19 protein-coding genes and 1 pseudogene are annotated in these 22770 nt (G+C 71.1%); 10 read left to right on the forward strand and 10 right to left on the reverse strand.

Features of this window, described 5'->3' with window-relative positions; genetic code table 11:
* Positions 1-3 precede the first annotated feature (3 nt).
* The 8 genes and pseudogenes from GRX01_RS09400 to GRX01_RS09430 all read right to left on the reverse strand — a co-directional run bounded on the left by GRX01_RS09400 (position 4) and on the right by GRX01_RS09430 (position 10140).
* Positions 4-3258 (reverse strand): DUF7286 family protein, encoded by a 3255-nt coding sequence (locus GRX01_RS09400; protein WP_159666170.1) that lies wholly within the window; start codon positions 3256-3258, stop codon positions 4-6.
* Positions 3255-4130, reverse strand: a complete 876-nt coding sequence (locus tag GRX01_RS09405; protein WP_159666173.1) for a DUF7284 family protein — start codon at positions 4128-4130, stop codon at positions 3255-3257. Before GRX01_RS09405 ends, GRX01_RS09400 begins: the two co-directional genes overlap by 4 nt.
* Entirely contained in the window at positions 4127-4537 is a 411-nt protein-coding gene (locus GRX01_RS09410) for a DUF7285 family protein (RefSeq protein WP_159666176.1), read from the reverse strand. Before GRX01_RS09410 ends, GRX01_RS09405 begins: the two co-directional genes overlap by 4 nt.
* Positions 4512-5006 (reverse strand): DUF7283 family protein, encoded by a 495-nt coding sequence (locus GRX01_RS09415; protein WP_159666179.1) that lies wholly within the window; start codon positions 5004-5006, stop codon positions 4512-4514. The genes GRX01_RS09410 and GRX01_RS09415 overlap by 26 nt, the downstream gene beginning before the upstream one ends.
* 43 nt (positions 5007-5049) lie before the next feature.
* Positions 5050-6993 (reverse strand): type II secretion system protein, encoded by a 1944-nt coding sequence (locus GRX01_RS09420; RefSeq protein WP_201289556.1) that lies wholly within the window; start codon positions 6991-6993, stop codon positions 5050-5052.
* A complete protein-coding gene (locus tag GRX01_RS09425) occupies positions 6990-9044 on the reverse strand; it encodes an ATPase, T2SS/T4P/T4SS family (RefSeq protein ID WP_159666182.1) in 2055 nt (684 codons plus the stop codon). Before GRX01_RS09425 ends, GRX01_RS09420 begins: the two co-directional genes overlap by 4 nt.
* A 110-nt stretch (positions 9045-9154) precedes the next feature.
* Positions 9155-9562, reverse strand: a pseudogene (locus GRX01_RS19705) (DUF7311 family protein); the annotation flags it as partial.
* Entirely contained in the window at positions 9559-10140 is a 582-nt protein-coding gene (locus GRX01_RS09430; protein ID WP_159666185.1) for a DUF7310 family coiled-coil domain-containing protein, read from the reverse strand. The gene GRX01_RS09430 and the pseudogene GRX01_RS19705, both read right to left, overlap by 4 nt.
* 169 nt (positions 10141-10309) lie before the next feature.
* On the opposite strand from GRX01_RS09430, the gene GRX01_RS09435 reads away from it, so the two are divergent.
* The 6 genes from GRX01_RS09435 to GRX01_RS09460 all read left to right on the forward strand — a co-directional run bounded on the left by GRX01_RS09435 (position 10310) and on the right by GRX01_RS09460 (position 15479).
* The gene (locus tag GRX01_RS09435) at positions 10310-11398 is read left to right on the forward strand and encodes a tubulin/FtsZ family protein (RefSeq protein ID WP_159666188.1); all 1089 of its coding nucleotides are present in this window, start codon (positions 10310-10312) and stop codon (positions 11396-11398) included.
* A gap of 70 nt (positions 11399-11468) precedes the next feature.
* Positions 11469-12053: a response regulator gene (locus GRX01_RS09440; RefSeq protein ID WP_159666191.1), complete on the forward strand. Its 585-nt coding sequence runs from the start codon at positions 11469-11471 to the stop codon at positions 12051-12053.
* Positions 12054-12145: 92 nt separating this feature from the next.
* Positions 12146-13021, forward strand: coding sequence for a COX15/CtaA family protein (locus tag GRX01_RS09445; protein WP_159666194.1), 876 nt, complete (start codon positions 12146-12148; stop codon positions 13019-13021).
* A gap of 74 nt (positions 13022-13095) precedes the next feature.
* Positions 13096-13914: a basic amino acid ABC transporter substrate-binding protein gene (locus tag GRX01_RS09450; RefSeq protein ID WP_159666197.1), complete on the forward strand. Its 819-nt coding sequence runs from the start codon at positions 13096-13098 to the stop codon at positions 13912-13914.
* A gap of 3 nt (positions 13915-13917) precedes the next feature.
* The gene (locus GRX01_RS09455; RefSeq protein ID WP_159666200.1) at positions 13918-14751 is read left to right on the forward strand and encodes an amino acid ABC transporter permease; all 834 of its coding nucleotides are present in this window, start codon (positions 13918-13920) and stop codon (positions 14749-14751) included.
* Positions 14751-15479, forward strand: a complete 729-nt coding sequence (locus tag GRX01_RS09460; RefSeq protein ID WP_159666203.1) for an amino acid ABC transporter ATP-binding protein — start codon at positions 14751-14753, stop codon at positions 15477-15479. The genes GRX01_RS09455 and GRX01_RS09460 overlap by 1 nt, the downstream gene beginning before the upstream one ends.
* A 30-nt stretch (positions 15480-15509) precedes the next feature.
* Here the strand turns inward: GRX01_RS09460 and GRX01_RS09465 are convergent, their stop codons facing one another.
* Both GRX01_RS09465 and GRX01_RS09470 read right to left on the reverse strand, forming a co-directional pair.
* Positions 15510-16565 (reverse strand): zinc-dependent alcohol dehydrogenase family protein, encoded by a 1056-nt coding sequence (locus tag GRX01_RS09465; RefSeq protein ID WP_159666206.1) that lies wholly within the window; start codon positions 16563-16565, stop codon positions 15510-15512.
* An 80-nt stretch (positions 16566-16645) separates the two neighbouring features.
* Positions 16646-18160, reverse strand: a complete 1515-nt coding sequence (locus GRX01_RS09470; RefSeq protein WP_159666209.1) for a replication factor C large subunit — start codon at positions 18158-18160, stop codon at positions 16646-16648.
* A gap of 175 nt (positions 18161-18335) precedes the next feature.
* Between GRX01_RS09470 and GRX01_RS09475 the strand changes: the two genes are divergently transcribed.
* From GRX01_RS09475 to GRX01_RS09490, 4 genes are all read left to right on the forward strand, one after another.
* Positions 18336-18788, forward strand: coding sequence for a type IV pilin (locus GRX01_RS09475; protein WP_159666212.1), 453 nt, complete (start codon positions 18336-18338; stop codon positions 18786-18788).
* 114 nt (positions 18789-18902) lie between these two features.
* Positions 18903-19772 (forward strand): TatD family hydrolase, encoded by an 870-nt coding sequence (locus GRX01_RS09480; protein ID WP_159666215.1) that lies wholly within the window; start codon positions 18903-18905, stop codon positions 19770-19772.
* A 203-nt stretch (positions 19773-19975) separates the two neighbouring features.
* Positions 19976-20554, forward strand: coding sequence for a DUF2150 family protein (locus tag GRX01_RS09485; RefSeq protein ID WP_159666218.1), 579 nt, complete (start codon positions 19976-19978; stop codon positions 20552-20554).
* Positions 20555-20638: 84 nt separating this feature from the next.
* A complete protein-coding gene (locus GRX01_RS09490) occupies positions 20639-22741 on the forward strand; it encodes a hypothetical protein (protein WP_159666221.1) in 2103 nt (700 codons plus the stop codon).
* Positions 22742-22770: the final 29 nt, after the last annotated feature.

A 22770-nucleotide genomic window follows, 5' to 3' on the forward strand; every position in this document is an offset into this window, starting at 1 on the left:
TTGTCACTCCCCGTCGGGCGGCGGACAGCCGGGCGCCGCGGTCGCCACCGAGGTTTCGGTCCCGTTCGCAACGGTCGGACACGGCCAGCCGGGGGATCGCTCGTCCGCGTTCCCGTCGACGTCGCCGACGCCCGAGGGCCCGGCCGGGACGACGACGACGACCACCGTCCAGGTCCGGAACGCGACGCGGTCGCTCCGGCCGAGCCGTTCGGTCGCCCCGTCGCCGTCCACGTCGATCGACACGTTCCGGCCGTCGCGAACGTACCGGAGCCGTCCGGCGCCGCCGTCGGGGCCACCCACGGGCGCGGTGACCTCGAATCGGGAGTACGCGCCGGCGACTTCCACGTCCCAGACGTTCACCGTCGCGTACCAGTAGCCGGGGACGGGTGCGACCGGGAGGCCCGCGAGCACCGGCCCGAGCTTACCGTTTCCGTACCGCTCGTGGAGCCGCTCGGTGGCGTCGGTGCCCGCTCGTTTCGCTGCGGCGCGCAACTCGGCGCGACGTGCCGCACGCGTCTCGTCCACCGTGCCGGCGGTTATCGGGGAAGGGACGACGACGCTGGCGTCGGTCGCCGCGTCGGCGGTTTCGACGCGCAACCGGAGCGTTAGTCGGTCCCTGTCGGTCTCCTCCCAGTCGTCGCCGCGGGCGGCCGCGGCTCGCGCGACGGCGGCGGCGTACGAGCCGTCGACGACCGCCGCCGTCCGCGCTCCCGTCGCCGGCCACCGACGGTTCGCGGCGCGGACCGCGGCGCGCCGGTCGGGACGGGGGAGGTCGGTCCGCCGTTCGAGCACCGCGAGCGCGCGAGAGTCGACGGCTCGAAGCTCGTCGGCGACCCGCCGGCGGAGGGTCACCCGCGCGCTCTCCTCATCCGATCCCCGGGTCGGACTCGCGTTCGTCGCCGCGGCCGTCCGGTTCGCGGCGACGAGCGCGCGCCCCGCCTCCGGAAGCGACGCGGTACGTCGTGCGGGGAGCGCGGCGTCAGTGACCGTGTCCGCGGCGTCGCCGGTGGGGACCGCGAACAGGTTCGTGTTGCGCGCGACGAGCGGATGGACGGGCTCACCGGGCGACACCGACGCGACGTGATCGGCCTCGACAGCCGTGACTGGGAGATACCCCGGAGTTCCCCGCGGGGTGAACACCACCTCGCCGGCCCGCCACCGTCCCGCTGGCGCCGGTTCCGGCTCGGTCGCGTCGGCCGCGACCCGTGCGAGTTCGTCGATCCGTCCGTCGGCGCTCCCCCGTACCTGCCGGATCTGATCGAGGTATGCGTCGTTGCGCGCGGCCGAGCCGTCGGCCCGAGCGTCGAGTTCCGCGAGCACGGCGTCGACGTACGCCGCCCTGGCGGCCACCCGTGCCCGGTCGGCGGCGCCGTCGTAGGTCTCCGGCGCGTCGACGAGTGCCTCCCGCTGCTGTCTGATCGCCGCGGCCAGCTGTCGGGCCGCGTTCGCCTCGCCGGCGGCGACCTCGGAGCGCGGGACACGGACCGAAACGGCCCGGATCCGCTCGCGGAGGGCCGCCACGTCTCGGTACACCCACTGCGTGAGGACGTCCGGTCTGTCACCGTGAAGGATAGCATGGTCGGTTGTCACGTCTCGTTGAGTCCCGGCAGTCGCGACCGATCGGACCGACGCCCGTGCCTGCCGATCGACGGCTCCCGAGGGCAGCAGTTCGGCTCTCGCTGTCGCCGGGACGTCGGCGAGGTTCGGCCCGTCGACGGCGCCGCCACGGGCGAACACCGGCTCGGTCGGTCGTGCGGGGCCGGTTGAGGGGGCATGCTCGACTGAGACCGTGATCCGGACCTCGTACCGGTCGGTCCACGTCGTCGTCGTCGTCCGGAGGGTGCCGTTGGCCATCCATCGGCGCGTTACACGGTGTCTGACGGCGACGGTCCGTCGCTCGTCAGCGACCGATCGAGGGGTCGACGCGGAGTTCGATTTCCGACCGACGATGACGATCCGCTCGTCGGTTCGTTCCGAGAGCAGCGTCCAGCCGGGGGCGGGCGGAGACGCGGGTGGTCGCCGTGATCGGCCGACCGGATCCACAGTCACTCGCCGGGTCGCCTCTACTCGGTAGGCGCCACGAACCACGGCGTCGAAGCCGCGGGGGGAGTCGTCGTCGATGAACTCGAGGAAGGCCCGATCCGCGGTGGCGTTCACGCCGACGCGGAAGTCGTCGCCGCCGGTCCCGGAAGCGCCGTCGTTCGGGGCCCATCGATAGTCGTCCGTTGCCGCCGCCGAAGAAGCTTCATCGGCGCTCACACCGGCAGCCGACGTGCTCGCGTCGAGGACACGACCGGTCCACGACGGACCGCTCTCCATCGCCGGCGTGAGCAGGTCCCGTGCGCCCACGCGGCCGGTCGCCCTGATCAGCGCGGCCCGGCCAGCCGGGTCGCTGTGGCCGTACGTCGCACCCTGCGCGCGCAACGCTGCGGCGTTCGTCGACAGTTCCACGTGGCGAGCGGCGAGCACGTTCGAGATCGGCGCGCCGAGGTACTGTGCGGTGCCGCGAGCCTGCGCGACCGACCACAGGCGCCACGTGAGCGCACGGCCCAGTCCCGGCCCCTCGAGGGGTGAGCGGTTAAGTCGCGCTTCGTATGCAACAGTGCGGTCGTGCATCGCGAGGACGGGGACGGCCACCGCGACGGTGTAGTTCACCCGGCGGGTCGCGACAGTGTCCCCCCCGCGGGTCGCTGTGAGCGTCACGTTCCGGACGGTGACGCGCATCGCCGTTCCATTCGCGAGCGGCGCGACCGAGACGCGTTCGATGGCGGCGCGCGTGTCGTTCTGCGACTCGACCGCCGGGAGCGACGCGGTCGCCGTCACTCCGCCGGCGTCGGTCCGCGCGTCGGCCAGTGCGTCGGCGGCCGCCATCGAGATCCGCAATCGGAGCGTGTCGCGGAACGGTCGATCGGGGTCGAGCGCACGTCCCGCCGTCGTGTTTGCGGGCGCCGTTACGGGGTTGAGGGCCGCCTCACGCGCCGCGGCGGCCGCCGCAGTCCGGACCGCGGGTCTACCGACCGATTCAGCCCGATCGAGCGCGTCGTCCGCGGCGGTGTCGACGACGACCGGACCGCGGACCGCGAGCGTGTTCGCGTAGACGACGCTCCCGAGTAGGAGCACGACGCCGATCAACGCGAAGGGGACCAGCGCCCTGTCGCCGTCTCCGCCTCCGGCTCCGCCGGACGCGCCGAACCCGCAGGACCCGGACGATCTGGCGATCCCGATGAGCGCGGCCGTCGGGCCGTTCCGAGCACTCATGCCGACCACGTCCTGACGACGACGGTCACGCGCCCCGGGTCTCCGCTCCCGCATGCGTCGGGTTCCCCTGAGGGCTCCGGGGAGTCGGTCCCCGCGTGCCGGTCAGCGAGCGCTGCCGCGAGCGCACGGTTCGCCTCGCGTGGCCCGCCGCGATCCAGCGCCTCGACAGCGTCGACGCCGAGCACTGCCCCGATCCGACGGTACCGGTCCCTCACCACCCGCTCAGCCGCGTTGTCACCGCGTTCGGCGGCGGCGATCCTGTCCGGCGGAAACAGCACGGCGATCGTCCGCGCGGCGACGCCTCCAGCGGCCTCGGTGTTCGTATGCTCGGAGTCGGACGAGTCCGATGAGGGAGCCACCGGGACCGTGAACCGGGCGGCGTGGACGCTCGTCGACGCCGGGGGATGCGGCCCGATCCCGATGGCCCCCTCGACTCGTGGTGTGCCGTCGAAGTCGTCACACGGGAGCGGACGCCAGACGGCCCGCACCCTCGTGTTCGAGCCGATCGCGTCGGCGACGGTTCTCCTGACTCCCCGGCGGTAGTCCGCGGCCGTCGGCGACGGCGCCGAACCGTCGACCGTCGCCGAACGAACCGCGGCGCGCGCGAGGTGTTCGGCGAGCGTCGCGTGAGCGACGCGCTGCGCCTCCGGTGACGCGGTTGCCCCGTCGGATTCCGCCTCCCCGCCCGCAGAGACGAGCGTGTACTCGACCGCCGACGTCGACCCGGCGAGGGTCTCGGCCGTCTCGCTCGCCCTCGACGACGCTCCGATGTCGGGGGCGGCGGCCGCCTCCGACTCGGCACCGACGAGCGTTCCGGCGGCGGCGCCGATCAGGAGCAACGCGAGGCACACGTCGAGCAGGGATCCGGTCATCGCCACACCGTGACGCGGAGTCTGCCCGGCCGGACGCGGCCGGGATCGAGCGCGACGCCGACGCGTCTGGTCGCTGTCGCTCGAATCGAGACTGGATCCGATGACTTCGGAGCCGCGTCCCCGACACGCCAGTGCCGACCGGCGACGGTCAGGGTGACGCTCGCGTTACGATCCGTTCGGGCGATCACGGATCGGACCCGGTCGAGGCGGCCGGCGTCCGCGACGCCGCCGACCGTGATCGCATCGTGAACGCGTTCCAGCGTCGGCTCGGCGGTCGGTCCACGGTCTTCAACGCCGCTCAGAACGACCGTGTAGGCGGCGACGCCGAGCGACAGCGCGAGCACCGCCGCCAGCGCGACGGTCGGCTCGGCGAACGCGCGATCACGCGACGAGGACGAGCGTGACATCCGTCTCCCCCCACGAGACGTGTCGGACGTGCAGCGTCCGACCCGCGGTCCAGTCGACCGCCGACTCTCCTCGCGTCGAGGTCCGCTCCGCACGTGCGGTCGCGACCGCGACGGCGAACGCTCCGGGCTCCTCGAACGCCGCGTCCGGGTGATCGCCGAGCGCGACACCCGCGAGCGGGCCGCCGGGATCGACGGGGACGACCGAGTCCGTCCCGAAGGCGGCGAACGCGCTGCCGCCGCCGGATCGCAGTGAGACGCCGCGGGTCGTCACTCTGACCCGATCGGCCGCGATCCGATAGCGGGCGGTCGCGGGCGGGTCGGCGGCGGCGACGGTGTCGACGGTCGCGGCGGCCGAGACGGCGTCGGGCGGCGGGGCGGTCGGGAGCCCCGATACCACCCCCAGCGTGACAGCGCCGGCGACGGCGAGTCCGAGCCAGGCGTACCAAACGTCGAGAGGTGCGTCGATCACGTGCCGGGGTGGTCCCGCTTTCGTATTTGAACGCTCGGGGAGATCAGCCGACGAGCATCGCGACCGCGGCGTGTCCAGCGACGAACGCGCCGCTCGCGGTGACGAGCGCGATCCCGACGCGGTAGCCGACGACCGTGCGGTCGAGCCCGCGCTCCAACCCCGTCGCGAGCACGGTCAGCGTCGCAGCCAGCGACAACACGTACACGCCGACGACCGGTCCGACGAGCGACGGCGAGAGCGCGGCTGCCTCCCCTGCGACAGCACCCGCGGCGGTGTGACCGGTACCGCCGCCGGTCGAACTGATACCATCGGTGGCCGAGTGGAGGCCGACGGTCCCGGATCCGCCGAGCCCGCCGAGATCGTCGAGGCGCCCCGCCAGCGCGACCGTCGCGCCGCCGACGAGTGGACCGAACAGCGCTGCCGTGTCACGGAGCGTCCCCGTCACGGTCGCCAGCTCTCGGCGAGCGGCGCGCTCCGCGCTCGCCAGCGCGTCGAGCCGATCGGCGTGCGTCACCAGCGCGTCGCCGGCGGGGCGTCCCTCCGTCGCCGCCGTGGCGATCGCGGTCACCGCTCCGGCCGCCCGACCGCCGGAACCGCGTGCGGGACCGAACGGCGCGCCGTCGCCGGCGAGCGCGTTCTCGACCGGCACGCCGAGCGCCGACCGCCGCCTGCTCGCCTCCGCGAGCGCGTCGGCCGTCGGTCCGGACAGCGACGACGCGACCGCAGGGAGGGCCCCTTCGACGGACTCGCCGTCGGCCACGCGGCGGCCCAACAGCGCGAGTGCGTCGCTCAGCCCGCGGTCCCGCTCGTCGATCGACCGTCGTACCTCGCGACGCGGATGCAGGTGGACACAGAGTCCGACCCCGAGGCCGCAGCCGACGGCGAGCACCGGACTCGCCCACTCGCCGGCAACGAGAGGGGCCACGAACCAACCCGCGACGGCCGCCGTTGCGGCCGCCAGCAGTGCCGTTCCTCGTCCCTCGGAGACGTCGGGGTGGGTCTCGTCGATCCGGGGGGCGGAGATCGCGACCGGCCGACGGAGCAGTAGTCGGCCCGCGGCAGTCGCGACAGACGCGGGCAACACTAGGTCGTACGTCGCGGCGAACGCCCGCGGCGGAATCGGAACGCCCGCGGCGACCGCCGCCGGAAGCGTGCCGACGAGCGCTAGCGGGAGCAGCACCCCGAACGCGTACAGCCCGGTGACCGGCGCGCGGAGATCGCCGGCGAACGACGCCGTCCGTTCGCGCAGGTCGTCCTCGACGGCGTCGACCGCACGTTCGAGCAACCGAGTCCGATCGTCGCCCGTCTCGGCGTCGACCGCCGCGAGCAGGAGCGCGACCGAGCGATCGAGCGCCGGGAACCACTCGCTCCACTCCGCGGCGAACGCGGAGAGTCCGCCGTCCGGGTCGCCCGTTACGGCGGCGCGATCGGCGTGTTCCCGGAGGCTTCGGTGGAGCGGGCCCGTTCCGGCGGTCGCAGCGAACCGCGCCGCGCGCTCCGGCACCGGCGCCAGCCGAAGCGAGAGCGCAAGCGCGCTCGTGACGGTCGCCGCGTCGCCGACCGCGCGCGTTCTGCCGATCGCCGCAGCGAGCACCGGCGCTCGACGGGTCACCGAGAACGCGGTCAAACCGACCGCCGCCGCGACGCCGGACGCGAACGGGGCCGCAAGCGACGGGAGCATCGCACCGGAGAGGAGTGACCATGCCAGCGCGACAGCGAACGTACACGCTCCGAGGAGCGCGCTCACGGTCGCGGCCGCGGCCGTGATCTGTTCGGCGTCGAGGGACGGGTCGAGGAACGCGCACGCCCGGGTGAGTTCCTCGTCCGGATCGACCCAGTCGGCGTACCGGTCCGGCCACGCGCTGGCGGCGGTCTCGAGCCCGCGTCGAACGACTCCACGTCGGACCTCCGTCGACCAGTTGTGAACCCGCGAACGACTCTCTCCCCCGAGCCATCCCCGTCCGGTCAGCCAGTCCCGACCGATCATCGGTCGGAAACCGCGTCGATCCCGCTCACGTCGGTCCTGTCGACGCCGGCGAGGGCTCCGATCCCCCGCCCGCGGCGACCGATCGCCTCGCGGACGTCGGCGTACGTCTCGCCCGGACAGGCGAGGTCGGCGACGACGGTGCTCTCGCCCCGGTCGATCACACGCGTCGCGACCGCCGCGGTCCCATCGGCGTCGTCGGTGGCTCCCCCCTCGCTGCCGATTCTCCGACCACTGCCGTCGCTTTCGGGTCCGTTCCCGCGGCTCGCGATCCGCACGAGGTCCCCGGGATCGGGTCCCCGAACCTCCTCGATCGACGCCAGCGCGCGGTCGGGGCCGAGCGTGACGACCAGATCGGTCGCGGCGAACGACGACGCCGGCACGCCGAGGTCGGAGACGACGCGCTCCCGGACCGCCTCGCCGCCGGTCCCGTGGATCGTCCCCAGGACGGCGTCGCTTGCGGCGCCGACGCGCATCGCCTCGTACAGCGCCCGCGCCTCGGAGCCGCGGACCTCGCCGACGACCAGCGCCCCCTCGCCCAGTCTGAGGGCGGTTCGGACGGCGTCAGTCGGCGCGAGCGCGTCGTCCCGATCGGTACCGGCGTGCAGCGGCTGTACGTCTCGTCCGGTGCCGCGGATCGCCGCGACCGGGAGTTCGGGGGTGTCCTCGATCAGCACCGTCCGGGCGTCGACGGGGACCTCCATGCACAGCGCGCCGAGCAGCGAGGTCTTTCCCGCCCCGCGGGGGCCGGCGACGAGGACCGCGGCGCCGCGCTCGACCGCGACCGACAGGAGCCCGGCAGCTCGCTCGCGGATGGAACCGACGGAGACGAGCCGGGGGAGCGTCCACGGGTCGTCGTCGCGGCGGCGGAACGCGAACCCCCGGCCGTCGCTCGCGGGCGCCGTGACCCCCGCGACGCGAACGTCGCCGAGCGCGGCATCCGTCGTCGGCGACACACGCGAGAACGCTCGTCCGCTCGACGCGCGGACTCTGGACGCCAACGCGTCCAGGTCGGCACGGGAGAACCGGACGTTGGTCGTCATCGTCTCGTCGTCGACGATCGCCCGGAGTTCCCGGTCGGCCGCCGGTCCAGACAGGAACGCGTCGCTCACGCGGTCGTCGGCGAACAGCTCGTCCAACACGCCCATCCCTCGAGTGTGGCGACGCAGCGCCGCCGCCAGGGAGTCGATCGGGATCGGATTCGACGGCTCCCCGGGGCCGTCGTCGGAGCGCCGATCGGCGACGGTGCGACGGACGGCACGGCGATGGGAGCGCGGGCCGTGTGGAACGGAGCCGTCGGCGAGCAGGTCGACCGCCCCCGCAAGCACGTCCAGTGCGTCCGCCGAGAACGTTCGTTCCGCGGGCGTGAGGTGATAGTGTGGAACGCCGTCCGGCCGGTCGTACACGCTCGCGCTCCCGCCCGTCGGCAACCCCTGAGTCTCCCGGAGCACGGCGCCGGACGGCGGCGCTGGCCGGGTTCGCCCCACCGCTGCCGTCGAGGCGACGCTCGCGGCAAGCGACACCGCGGATCCCCCGGCGTCGCCACGGACATCCGCCCACGCCGAGAACCCCGTCTCGGCCGCGAGTCGAGCGACCGGACCGGCGCGCCCGACGGCCTCGCGGGCGACCGCGACGGGGTCCGTGAGGACACGCTCGGCCACGGTCGGATGGCGGCCCTCGACCGCGTCCGCGAACCGCCCGGCGGAACACAACAACGCGGCCGACTCCCCCTCGTAGAACCGATCGAGTCCGCCGATTCGGACACGGACGAGGTCGGCGTCACGCTCGGTGAGCGCGTCGATCACCGTCGCCCTGCACGCCGGATCCGTCGAGAGATCGCCCCCCGAACACGCCGACGCATCGACGCGAAGTATCGCTGGATCGCTCAACCCGGCGCGGCCGGGAGCCGATCCGTACCCGGGACCCGACCCGTACCCGGAACCAGAACCGCCGTCGAACTCGGTGTCGCAGCGACAACCGCTCCCGACGGGGGTCCGCTCGTCGGCGCTCCGCCCGTCGCCGACGCGGTCACGGATGTCGTCGATGAATCGCATGGCCGGGGTGGTCCCGTTTCGCTACTTGAACCTGCACCCGCACTCGACCGATCGAGCAGTCGAACCCGTATTCGTCGCTCGTCCGCATCGGAACCGGCACTCACGGGGACCAGCGAGAGGAACACTCGTCGACTACGGTCGAGCGCGATCCCGCCGTTCGGGAGGTCGTACGGAGCCGAGAGCGTCGTCCGTGAGTGAGCGGCGTCGCCGACTGCGTGGATCAGGACTGCGGTTCCGCGCTCGGCACCCGGACACAGCGAGAGCGATCGAACGGGCGCGGTCCCGATCGATTCCCCGGGGACGGCCACCGACACGACGCGCCGCGCGGTCGGGGCCGACCCGAGGGACGACCGACGTTCCGGTTCGCCGGCGAGCGCCGACCGCGCGGCGCGATCGATCCGGTCGGGGACGCGCTCGACCGCGGCGGTCGTCCGATCGACCCGGGCGGTCTCGACGGCCGGGAGCGACGCCGAAAGCAGCGCCGCGGCCACCGCGACCGCGACGACCACGCGGATCACAGCGCGTCGCGCAGCCGCTCGACGAGCGGCGAGTCGTCGTCGGTCGGATCATCCGCCCGGTCGATCGGATCAGTTTGCGTGGCGGTCCCACAGCACTCGGACTCGGCTCGCGAAGGATTCGGCTCGGCCGGTACCTCCCGGGCAGCGGTCGACGGCTCCTGATCCGGCAGATCGGGGGGCGACGACTCCCGATCCGGATCGGCTCGCGTCGGCCCGTCTCGACCTTCGGTCTCCCGTGTCGCGGCGAGCGCCCGGTCGGCGCGTCGCTCGACGCGTTCGTTCACGGCGCGTATCGACCCGACGTAGCCGCGCAGCGCCTGCGTGGCCGACTCGAGTTCGGCGACGCGCGACTCGAGGTCGTCGAGTCGAGTCGACGCGCGTCGCAGCTCGGCGGTGGCCTCGGCGGCGTCCGCGAGGTCCGTCAGATCGGCGTCGGTGTCGCCCGTACATGCCCGTTCGACGGCAGCGATCCGGGACCGGAGGTTATCGGCGGTGGCCGTCGTGGCGGCGGAACCGTCGTCGGTGTTCGTCCCTTCCCCGTCCTCGATCGGGAGTCGGTCGGCGATATCGCGTGACATGAGGGGGCTGGCCGCGCCCTCCTATTTGAACTTCGAGGCCGGTGCCCCGGACGGTCGGGGATCGGAACTCGTGGACGGCGTCCCATCTGCGGCGACTTCGTCACGACGAGAGCGATCTCGCCGCGACCGTGGGAAGATTCAAGCGCTCGGCTGTGCGAACTCCGTGCGTATGAAGACGGTCCTCATCGGCGTCGGCCAGGCCGGCGGCAAGGTCACCTCCTCGTTGGTCGAGTTCGATCGCGACATGGGGTTCAACTCGGTTCGGGGGGCGCTCGCGGTCAACAGCGCCGAGGCCGACCTCCAGTCGCTCCCGATCGACACGCTCCTCGTGGGACAGGACCGCGTGAAGGGACACGGGGTGGGGGGCGACAACGAGCTCGGCGCCGAGGTGATGCAGGCGGACGCTGGCGAGGTCATGTCCGCGCTCGACGGTCGCATCACAGCCGAGGCGGAGGCGATCGTCGTGGTCGCGGGGCTCGGCGGCGGGACGGGGTCCGGCGGCGCGCCGGTGCTCGCGAAGGAACTCAAGCGCGTGTACGACGTGCCGGTGTACGCCCTCGGGATCCTCCCCGGACGCGGCGAGGGCGCGATGTACCAAGTGAACGCCGGGCGCTCGCTGAAGACGCTCGCCCGCGAGGCCGACTCGACGATCCTCATCGACAACGACGCGTGGCACTCCTCCGGGGAGAGTCTCGAGGAGGGGTTCGACAGCATCAACGACGCTATCGCCCGGCGCGTCGGGCTTCTGTTCGCCTCCGGCGAGAACGTCGAGGGCGTCGGCGAGTCGGTCGTCGACACGAGCGAGGTGATCAACACGCTCCGCTCGGGCGGGATCGCCGCGCTCGGCTACGCCAGCGCGGAGGCGGACGACGACCCCGACACCAACGTCAACGTCGTCACCAGCGTCACCCGCAACGCGATGCTCACGGGGACCAGCCTCCCGAACGCGACGGACGCGGACGCCGCGCTGCTCGTCGTCGCCGGCAAGCCGGAGCGCATCTCGCGCAAGGGCGTCGAGCGCGCCCGGAAGTGGCTCGAGGAGGAGACCGGGTCGATGCAGGTCCGGGGGGGCGACTTCCCGCTCGATTCCGAGCGGCTCGCGTCGCTGGTGCTGTTGGGCGGCGTCGAGCGCTCAGCGCGGCTGGAGGAGTTCATGCAGCAGGCGAAGGAGGCGCGCGAGGAGGCTGAACGCCAGCGACAGGAGCAGGACGAGGCCGACAAGCTGTTCCAGAACGACGACCTCGACGGACTGATGTGAGGGCTACGCCGCCGAGGCGGCTGTACCCGTTCGGGGAACCCTTATGACCGAGTAGCCGCTGAGCTATTCGATGAGCGAATCCACCGGGAGTAAGGACAGACCGACCGTGTTGATCGTGGACGACGAGGTGGAGACGGCCACACTCTACGCGGAACATCTCCGTGACCGTTACACCGTGGAGACTGCACATTCCGGGGAGGAGGCGCTCGAAGTCATTACCTCAATGGTCGACGTCGTGCTGCTCGATCGCCGAATGCCGGGTCTCTCCGGCGACGACGTGCTACAGGAGATCCGGGAGCGCGACCTCGGCTGCCGCATCGTCATGGTCACCGGTATCGCCCCCGGTCTCGACATCCTCGACCTCCCGTTCGACGACTACCTCGTCAAACCCCTCTCGGGGGAGGAGATTCGCAACGCCGTCTCTCGAATGCTCGTCCGGAACGCGTGCGACGACCGGATCCGGCAGATCGTCGCGATCGCGTCGAAGATGGCGACCCTCGAATCGAAGATGACCATCGCCGAACTGGAAGCGAGCGACGGCTACGCCGCACTGGAGGCGGAGCTGTCGGCGCTCCGCGAGCGCACGGAGCTCGGCGACCCGTCGGATGACGTGTACACGGAGTTCACCACCGAGAAGATCGGCGTCCTGTTCTAGCGATCGACGAGCCCGCGCCGACGGTCGAACGCCCCGCCCCTTCGCTCCGACGACCGCGTTTTCTAAGTAGCCGCAACCCCGACTATCGGCCAATGTCACGCGGACCCGACTGGCTCTCGTTCCGTCGGTATGCGGCGTTCACGACCGGGATGGCGCTCACGCTCATCTCGCTCGGGATCTACACCGCCGCGACCGGCGCCGGACTGGCGTGTGCCCAACAGTGGCCGCTGTGTGACGGGGGCGTGCTCCCGCAGTCGATCCCCTCGTTCATCGAGTGGTTCCATCGGCTGTGGGCGATGGTGACCGGATTCTTCATTCTCGGCGCCGCCGTCTGGGCGTGGCGTGCTCGGGGGGAGGTGTCGACCCGCGGTCGGTACGCCGTGACGCTCGCGACGGTGCTCACGCCGATGCAGGCGATCTTCGGCGCGATCACCGTGACCCTCAACGGGGCGCTGCCGGGCGGCTACTCGGCGCCGGTCCACGCGGCGCACTTCCTCACGGGCTTCTCGATCTTCGCGCTGCTGTCGTACACGACGTTGCTCGCGTACGACGGGCGGTTCTCGCGCGACGCGCTCTCGCGAAGCCGGATCGCCGTCGGCGTCGGACTGGTCGGGCTGCTCGTCGCGTGGGTGTTCGCGCGGATCGATCCGGTGTCGTCGTACGGGCCTCCCGAGCAGGCCGCCTTCTTCGCCGCGTCGCTGTCGGCGTTCGCGGGACTGCTGGCGGCGACACGCTGGCTCGGCGAACTGGACGAACTGATCCCGCGTGTCGCGACCGGCGCCGCGGGCGCGTTGCTGTTCGTCGGAATGGTGCTGGGTCGCGACCTCGTCGTGTACTCGGCCGGCGTTCGGTTCGTGAACTGGCTGGTGATCGCGGCCGCCGTCGCGCTGACCGCGGGCGCGGCGTGGGTGCTCCGCGGCGTCGAGCCTGAGGTCTCCGAGCCGGTCTACGGATCGACGGACGACTGAGCGGGCCGCGGCGATCCGTCTGCGGCCGACTACCGAAGGGAACTAATAAGCGGGATGGAGTATCACACCCTGTCATGGACAGACGCACGTACATCAAGTCCGCCGGCGCGACCGGCGTAGCGCTCACGGCCGCCGGCTGCCTCGGTGGCGGCGGCGGCGACGGCCAGGAGACCATCCAGATCGGGTCGGACATCCCGTACCGTCCGTTCGAGTACGAGACGACGGAAGGCGAACTCGTCGGCTTCGACGTCGACATCGCCGAGGCGGTGTTCGCCGAGGAGCTCGGCTACGACTACGAGTTCGTGAACAACTCCTTCGACACGATCATCCCCTCGTTGAACAACGAGAACTTCCGCGTGATCATGTCGGCGATGACGATCAACGACGAGCGCGCCGAACAGGTCGACTTCTCCGACCCGTACTTCACCGCGTATCAGACGATCGTCGTCCGGGAGGACTCCGACATCACCTCGACGGAGGACATGCGCGGCGTCCGCGTCGGCGTCCAGAAGGGGACGACCGGCGCCGCCGCCGCCCAGACCCTCAAGGAGGACCTGGACGGCGACCTGGAGATCAACGAGTACGACCAGATCCCCGACGCGTTCAGCGCGCTGCTCAACAACCAAGTCGAGGCGGTCATCAACGACAACACCGTCAGCGCCGAGTTCGTCAACGGCGACGGCGAGGGCGAGGTCCGGTTCGTCGAGGGCGAGGGCGCCGCCGCCGAGGAGGGCGAGAACGCGCCGCCGTACCTCACGCTCACCGTCGAGAACTACGGGATCGCCTTCCGGCAGGACGACGACGAGTTCCGGCAGGAGGTCAACGAGGCGCTCGCGACGATCCGCGAGGACGGCACGTACGACGAGATCTACAACGAGTACTTCGCCGGGTAACCGATGGCGACCGACACCGGGCGCACGACCGATACCGATCGGGGCGTCCTCGAACAGCTGAACGACCAAGCGTTCCGGCGTCTGGGCGTCGCCGGCACCTCGTTGTTCGCGCTCGCGGTCGGGCTGTTCATCGGCTACATCCTGTTGGTTCGCGTCGACTACGCGCTGCTCGTCGAGATCATCTACCCGCAGTTCACGTTCGCGTTCCTGCGGGTGATCGGTATCGTCCTGATCAGCAGCGTGCTCTCGGTGATCGCGGGCGTCATCGTCGGACTCGCGCGCGTCTCACGGACGCGTCTGACGAGTTCGATCGCGAAGAGCTACATCGAGTTCTTCCGCGGGACACCCCTGTTGTTCCAGCTGTTCGTCATCTACATCGGCGTTCCGCAGCTGTGGAGCGGAAGCTTCCCGCTCCAGCAGTTCAACTACTACGCCGCGGTCATCGGGCTGACGCTCAACCACGCCGCGTACGTCGGCGAGGCGCTCCGCGGCGGGATCGAGTCGATCCCTGACGGCCAGATGGAGGCCTCGCGATCGCTCGGCATGTCGTACATCCAGTCGATGCGCGAGGTCATTCTCCCGCAGGCGTGGCGCAACTCGCTGGCGGCGATCGGCAACGACCAGGTGATCCTCGTGAAGGACACCTCGCTCTTGACGGTGCTCGCGATCCCGGAGCTGCTGTCCGCGTTCCGGCAGATCAACTCCGCGACGTTCGACGCGTGGACGCCGATCGTCCTCGTCGCGATCGCGTACCTCATGATCACGATCCCGCTCGGGAAGGTGATCCGGACGCTCGAGGAGCGCGCCGACCCCGCGACCCACGGAGGTGACGACTGATGGCCCTGCTCGAGTTCGAGGGGGTGAACAAGTACTTCGGCGAGACACACGTGCTGAAGGACATCGACCTCGAGGTCGAGGAGCAGGAGGTGGCCGTCGTCATCGGTCCCTCCGGATCCGGGAAGTCGACGCTGCTGCGATGTACGAACCGACTGGAGGAGATCCAGTCGGGGGAGATCCGCCTCGACGACGTGCCGCTCACCGACCCCGACGCCGACATCAACGAGCTCCGCCAGCGGATCGGGATGGTGTTCCAGTCGTTCAACCTCTTCCCGCACAAGACGGCGCTGGAGAACGTCGCGCTCGCCCCCAAGCGGGTGAAGAACGTGCCGGAGGAGGAGGCTCACGAGGACGCACGCGAGCTGCTCGAACGCGTCGGGCTCGGCGCGCAGACCCGCTCCTACCCGAGCGAGCTCTCGGGCGGGCAGCAACAGCGGGTCGCGATCGCCCGCGCGCTCGCGATGGACCCCGACGTGATGCTGTTCGACGAGGTGACGAGCGCGCTGGACCCCGAGCTGGTCGGCGAGGTGCTGGAGGTCATGCGCGATCTGGCAGAGGAGGGGATGACGATGATGGTCGTCACCCACGAGATGGGCTTCGCCCGTGAGGTCGCCGACACGGTGACGCTCATGGCCGACGGCCGGATCGTCGAACGGACGGCGCCCGAGCAGTTCTTCGATCAGCCGACGACCGAGCGTGGTCAGCAGTTCCTCTCGAAGCTGCTGTAACGGCGGCGCGCTCCGTTCACTTCTCCCGCCTCAGAACGTCAACACCTCGACGCCCTCCGTCTCGTAGTCGGTCATCGCCGCCAGTCGCTCCGGCACCTCGTCCAGGCCGACCTCGCTCCCGACGAGAACGCTCGGGTCGAGATCCCCGGCCTCCAACAGGCCGAGCAGCTCGTCGTACCGCGTCGGCGGCATCCCGCGCGAGCCGAGGAAGTCCACCTCCCAGCGCGTCATCGCGTCCGTCGGCAGCGACACCTCCCCCTTCTCGGCGTCGGTGGTCAGCCCGACCTGCACGTGCGTGCCGCGCTCGCGGAGACACGCGACGGAGTTGCGGCACGTCTCCGCACGGCCGAGCGCGTCCATTGAGACGTGCGCACCCCGACCCGTGATCGACTCGACCGTGTCGGGCACGTCGACCTCGTCGCCGCGGAGCGTCTCGTCGGCACCGGCCGCCCCCGCTCGCGAGAGCGCACCGTCGTCCACGTCGACGGCGATCACGCGGGCGCCGAGGGCGTCCGCGACCTGTACCGCCGAGAGCCCGACGCCGCCGCAGCCGTGGACGGCGACCCACTCGCCGGCGCCGACGACCGCACGGTGTTCCAGCGCGTGGTACGCCGTCATGAACCGACAGCCGAGCGCGGCCACGTCGCGGGGCGCGACGCCCTCGGGGAGGCGCATCGCGTTGTAGTCGGCGTGCGGGAGGTGGACCCGCTCCGCGAACGCGCCGGGCGCCGCGCGTTCGAAGCCGAGCGCCCGGCCGTCGAGGCAGGTGTTCCCGTGCCCGTTCACGCACTCGGGGCAGGCGCCGCAGCCGAGGTTGAACGGGACGGCGACGCGATCCCCCTCCACGAGAGAGGAGACGCGCTCACCGACCGCGACGACGGTTCCCGCGGGTTCGTGGCCGAGCACGTAGTCGAGTGGGACCTGATCGTCGGCCCACTCGCCGTGGCCCATCCAGGCGTGCCAGTCCGAGCGACAGATGCCGCACGCCTCGACGTCGACGACGACGCCGTGGGGCTCCAGCTCCGGCTCGGGAACGTCGGTCACGTCGAGAGGTTCGCCGTACTCGCGGAGGACGGCCGCTTGCATGGCTCGCCGTTCGTGGACGGGGATGAAAAGTCGGCCTGTCCCGGCGAGCGACGGACGGGGCGGGCGGTCCGGCCCGCGAGCTACATGAAGTCCGACAGCCCGGACTGGCCGTCGTCCTCCTCTGCGGCCTCCGGGTCGGCGTCGCGGCCGTCGTCGGGGGCGGGCGCGTCCGCGTCGCCGTCGGTCCCCGTGCCCTCCCCGGCGGCGTCCGCGAGGCTCGTCTGTCCGTCGTCGGACCCATCCTCCGTCTCGGCGTCGGCCTCCGCCGCCTCGGTGCTCGGCGCGACGCCCGCGAACGCCCCGCCAGAGTGCTCCTCCATGCGCTCGGCGCGTCGCTCCTCGGCGTCCTCGACGATCGACTGGACCTTGTTCGTCGTCTCGCCCGATCCCGTGACGAACGAGATGTGCTCCTCCTCGAATTCGTAGGCGGCGGCCATCTCGACCGTCACTTCCCGGGGTTTGCAGTGGTGGGTCATCGCCTGAAGGTACGGCAGGACGGCGCGGCGGGCCGTGTCCATCGAGAAGCCGCCGCGTTCGGCGATGGCGCGGACGACCTCGTCGCTGGTGTTCGACGTCGAGTGGTAGAACTGCGGGCGACCCCAACGCGTCCAGCCACCCTTCGTCCCGTCGCGAGCCGCGGCGACGCCCGCCGAGAGGTTGTCGCCGGCGTAGCGCCAGTACGAGTAGTTCTGACTGGCCCACACGCGGCCCAGCCACACGTCGGCGTCGGCGAGATAGTCGTACGCGCGGGTCGCCTCCGCCACGTCGTACACCTTCAGCATGTTGTCCTCGATCCACTTCGTCAGGTCGTCCGGCGTCTCGTCCACGTCGTAGCTGGCCTGCAGTGCCTCCTGGGCGGACTCGCCCTCCTTCAGCACCAGATCGAGGAACGGGAAGACGTCCATCGAGCGGTCGCGGTCGCCGGTGATCACGTCCTCCAGCGTGAGGCGGTCCCTGCCGTCGGCGACGGCCTGCAGGTCGTTGACGGCGCCGCGGAGGTCCCCGCTGTTGCGCTCGGCGATCCGGTCGAGGGCGTCCGAGTCGAACTCGATCCCCTCCTTGCGGCAGATGTCGCGGAGGACCGGCACGATCGAGCGTGCCCCCACGTCGCGGAACTCGATATCCCGCGTCGCGTTGCGGAGCCCGCGGCTCATCTCGTAGTACTCGTTGGCGATGAGGATCACCGGCTGACCGGCGTTCTTCACGAGCTCGGTCACCGCGCTCTTGCCGCCGCGGTCGTAGTTCCCGTGGATGTTGTCGGCCTCGTCGAGGATCACGAGCTGGCGGCCGCCGGTGTCGTCGCCGCCGGAGGAGCCGTTGAGCGTCGTGTTGTTCGCCGCGCGGCCGGCGTACCGCTCGATCACGTCGGCGGTGCGCTGGTCGGAGGCGTTCAGCTCCACGGTCTCCCAGCCCATGTCCGCCGCCAAGGCGTGCGCCGCGGAGGTCTTCCCCACCCCCGGCGATCCGTGGACCACGAGCGCCTCGCGGTGGTCGTCCCACGTGTCCGCCCACTCGCGAACCCCCTTCACCGCCTTGTCGTTGCCCCGGAGCTCCGAGAGCGAGGACGGGCGGTATCGCTCCGTCCAGTCGGTCATTGTCGGAGGGAGGAGCGAGCCGCGTATAGTGATTGTGGACGGCCGCGGGCGTGGTCGCCCGGGGCGGGCGACCACGCTATCAGTCGTGATATCGACGACGACGCCGTTAAGTTCCGACCCCCGGCAGTTCCAATAACTCGGGCGCGTCGCTGGGGAACCCGACGGTCGGAGATCCATGACAGCGACACCACAGCAGGGAACGCCCTCCCGCGACAGAGCAGTCACGCCCGTGATCGCGGTCGTGACGATGGTCGCGATCACGGTCGTGCTCGCGGCCGTGCTCGGCGCCGCGATGCTCGGGCTCCCGAGCGGGCTCGGCGCCGGTCCGCCGTCGCTGACGGTCGACTTCACCTACCGATCGGTCGGCGGCGACTACGAGGTGGCCGCCAGTATCCACGGCGGAGAGACCGTCACCAAACAGAACACGGGCAACCTGACGCTCGTCGCCGACAGCGGTCACGAGCACGCCGTGTTGAAGAACCGCTACCCGCTCACCGGCGGCGACAGCATCATGCTCTCCGAGGAGACGGACGGCCCGGTTCCGCCGGGAACCGACGTTCGGCTGGTCTGGACCGATCCGGACGGGCGGGCCTCCGTCGTACTCGCTCGGGGTCGGACGCCGTTCTGAGGTCGCGACGGTGGTCCGATGGCGCGGCGGTGCGAGAGGCTGCGGGGGGCGGCCCGCCCCCGGCGACACCCGCGGCCCGCAGGGTTTTCGACCGCCGGCACGCAACCCCCGACCATGAGCGAGGACCTCGGGACGCCCGTGCTCGACAACCACCTCCACCTCGACCCCGAGCACGGCCGTGGTATGGCCGCCGTCGACGACTTCGCCCGACTCGGCGGCACGCACCTGATCGTCGTCAACAAGCCCTCGTGGCACCTCGGACCGATTCCGACGGACGCCGAGGACTTCCGCCCCGCCTTCGAGGCGACGATCGACGCGGTCCGCGAGGCGAGCGATCGACTCCGCGGTCGCGCGTGGCCGGTCCTCGGGGTCCACCCCGGGTTGGTCTCACGCCTCGTCGACGACGAGGGGTACGAGCCGGAGGCGGCACGGGATCTGATGCGCGACGGGCTCGCCGTCGCCGCGGAGTACGTCGCGGAGGGTCGTGCGCTGGGCCTGAAGTCCGGACGGCCGCACTACGACGTGTCCGAGGCGGTGTGGGAGGCATCGAACGCCGTGATGCGTCGGGCGTTCGAGCACGGCGCCGAGCTGGACTGTGCGGTACAGTTGCACACGGAGGCCAGCGAGGACCTCTCCGGGATCGCCGAGTGGGCCGCCGACGCCGGGATGGACCCCTCGCGCGTCGTGAAACACTACGCATCGGGGCGGCTCGCGGGACCGACGCCGAGCGTGATGAGCGAGAAGGACTGGCTGTCGACCGCGGCCGAGCGCGGGGAGCCGTTCCTCATGGAGACCGACTTCGTCGACGACCCCGAGAAGCCGGGGATGGTGCTGGGCCCGAAGACGGTGCCACGGCGCGTCCGGTGGCTGTTGGAGGAGGGCCACGAGGCGGCCGTGCGGACCGCACACGTGGAGACACCGCGGGCGGTGTACGGGATCGACACCGAGGCGACGTTGGCCGACAGGGCGTCGGAACAAGCCTGAGAGCCGTACCCCACCGACGAGCGCACGGTTGGGGAGTCCGTGGGCTGACGCGCTTCCGAGCCGGTGCGGATCCGGCAATCGTGACGGCTATCGGTGCCTGAGAGTGACACGGGAGATCGGCGGGAAAACCCCGGACTCGGCCGCGATCGCCGGGCGTTCGGGGAGAAGAAAGGCATATCAACACAGGCCGAAACCGTGAACGTATGAGCGAATCCGAGGACACGTTCTACACCGCCGACCGGTGGCAGAACTGGCTCGACCGCGTGGCGGAGGAGGACCTCGATCCGGAGAACGAGGACTCCGCCCGGTTGCTGCTCAACCTCCAGGACGACACCGCGATCGCGGTCGCGAAGATCCTCGCGGCCTTCGACGACGACCAGTTGACCGAGGACGAGGCGACCGACGAGATCGCCGACATCCGCGACATCGTCCTCGCCGACGTGGACCTCGAGGACGAGGAGAAGGCGATGTTGATCGACGGCGTCCAGACGAGCCTGGTCTGCGTGTTCTACTCCGCCGAGGAGTACGTCGTCGGCGGCCCCGCCGACGAGGGGACCGTCGCGGAGTACGTCGAGGCCGCGGCGGCGGCGGAGGCCGAGGAGGACGTCGACGCGGCGCTCGGCTACCTCGTGCAGGCCGGCACGCGCATCATCGACGGCGACGAACTGCCGATGGACCTCGTCGAGGACCTCGAGTACGGCTTCGTCTCCGAGTGGGTCAACGGGCTCGACTCGCTGCAGTCGGCGATGGCCGACCCCGAGGTCGTCGAGGAGGACGAGTGAGACGCCGGCGGCCACCGACGTGGCGGCGTCGGAACTGATACCCGGCCCCGCAGGCTTATCAGGGCCCTCGGGCTACACCGGGTCATGACCGGCCGGGGGGACGGGAACCGGGATCGAGACCGCGCCGTCACGGTCCAGATCGGCGCGGTGATCCTCTTCGGGTTCCTGATCGTCGCCCTCTCGACGTATCAGGCCACCGTCGTCCCCGACCAGAACCGTGAGGTCGAGTTCCTCCACAGTCAGGAGGTCCAGACCGACATGGTCGAACTGTCCTCCAGCGTCGCCGCAACCGGCCGGACCGGCGACTCCGCGCCGGCGACGGTGAAACTCGGGACACGCTACCCGAGTCGGGCGTTCTTCGTGAACCCGCCGCCGGCGTCCGGAAGCCTTCGGTCGGTCGAGCCGTCGGGCGACGGGAACGTGACGCTCGAGAACCTGTCGGTGATGAGCTCCGCGAACGGCGAGGCCGCGGACTACTGGGACGTCCCGTCGAACCGGAACAAGTCGACGCGGTTCGTCGTGTACGAGCCGGGGTACAACGTCTACCGCGGAGGTCCCGCGACGCGCTATGAATCGGGAGTCACGTTCAACCGCTTCGACGGCGGGGCGAACCTCACGCTGATCGATCAGGGCGTCGTGGAGGGCGACCGCGTCACCCTGATCGCGGTGTCCGGGGACCTCGACCGGAGCGGCGTCTCGACGGCATCAGTCGAGCCCGAGGCGGTCAGCACGGTCTCCAGACGCGAACGGGTCTCCGGCGAACTCGACGTGACCGTGCCGACGACGCTGAACGCGACCCGGTGGGAGGAGCTGTTGGCCGACGAGATCGACGACGGGTGGGTCAACGGGACCCGACAGACCGGACAGGGACGTGTCACTATCGAGTTGAACGACTCGCGGACGTACTCCCTCGGGATCGCGGCCGTCCACCTCGGATCCGGGGGCGCCCCGGACCGGACGCCGGCGTACCTCGACGTCGAGCGGAGCCCCTCCGAGATGACCGTCGATACGACCCGCGAGGTCGTCGTCGAGGTCCGCGACGAGTACGGGAACCCGGTCCCGGGGACGGCCGTCGCCGGCTACGCGCCGGAGGGATCGTTCGCCGACGGCACCACGGCGACGGTGCGAACCGACGACGACGGACGTGCGGTGTTCGAGTACACCGCCGGGGGCGACGACGCGACACTCAACTTCTCGTTCGCCACGGAGCCCGACGATCCGGCGTTCGACGGCTCGGCCCCGGAGAACGTGAGCGTGAACGTCTCCACGACCGCCGGAACGGGTGGCGGCGGGGGCGGCGGACTGACGCTCGTCGGGGACGCGACCGCCTTCGACGGAGAGGACGGGAACGACGTCCCCGGCGGCGTCTCGCTCACGGTTCGGAACACCCGTGCGACCGAGATCACGATCGTCGGCGCGACCGTGATGCCCGAGGACTCCCGGTACAACGGGCTCTCCGATGCAGCGACCGGGGAGGGTCGAGGGCGGAGCGAACTGTTCGTTTCGGCGGATGGAACGGCAGGCTACACTGACGTGCAGACGACGGGGGCCCAGTACACGTACGTCACCGGCCGCGGCCGGTCGCTCTCGCTCGTCGAGAGCCGGGAGGAGCGCGCGTACGACACGAACTCGCAGTCGTTCGTCGACGTGTCGACCGTCGTCGCGCCCGGCGGGGCGGTGTCGGTCCCGTCGGGGGCCGACGCCACCGTCGAGTTCGCCGAGATATACGATCTCGGGACGGACACGGCGACCGCGGTGAACATGTCGAACAAGGACGTGCGCGTGCTCGTCTCGTATACGACCGGGGACGGGAAGCGAACCGACGAGTTCGTCGTCACCCCGGAACCGCCGGGGACCGGCGACGCCGGCGGGAACTCGGCCCCGACAGTCTCGATCACGGACATCCAGGTCAGCGAGTCGGGCGGGTCCGGAAACGTCCAGAGCGTCGACGTCTCGTTCGTTCCGGACGACCCGGACGGGAACCTCGACACCGCCACGGTCACCGTGCGGGTCGGTGGAACCCAGACCGACGCCCGAACGGTGGACGTGTCCGGACAGGAAGGAACGACGGTGACGGTTTCCGATCTGGACGGTGCGAACGAGAACGGGCAGGTCGAAGTGTCCGTCACGGTCACCGACGCCGACGGCGCTACCGGCTCCGACACGAAAACCGAGGACGAGGCCTGAGTTCGACGATCGACGTATTCGACCATCGA

The sequence above is a fragment of the Halobaculum saliterrae genome (assembly GCF_009831625.1).
Classification (GTDB): Archaea; Halobacteriota; Halobacteria; order Halobacteriales; family Haloferacaceae; genus Halobaculum; species Halobaculum saliterrae.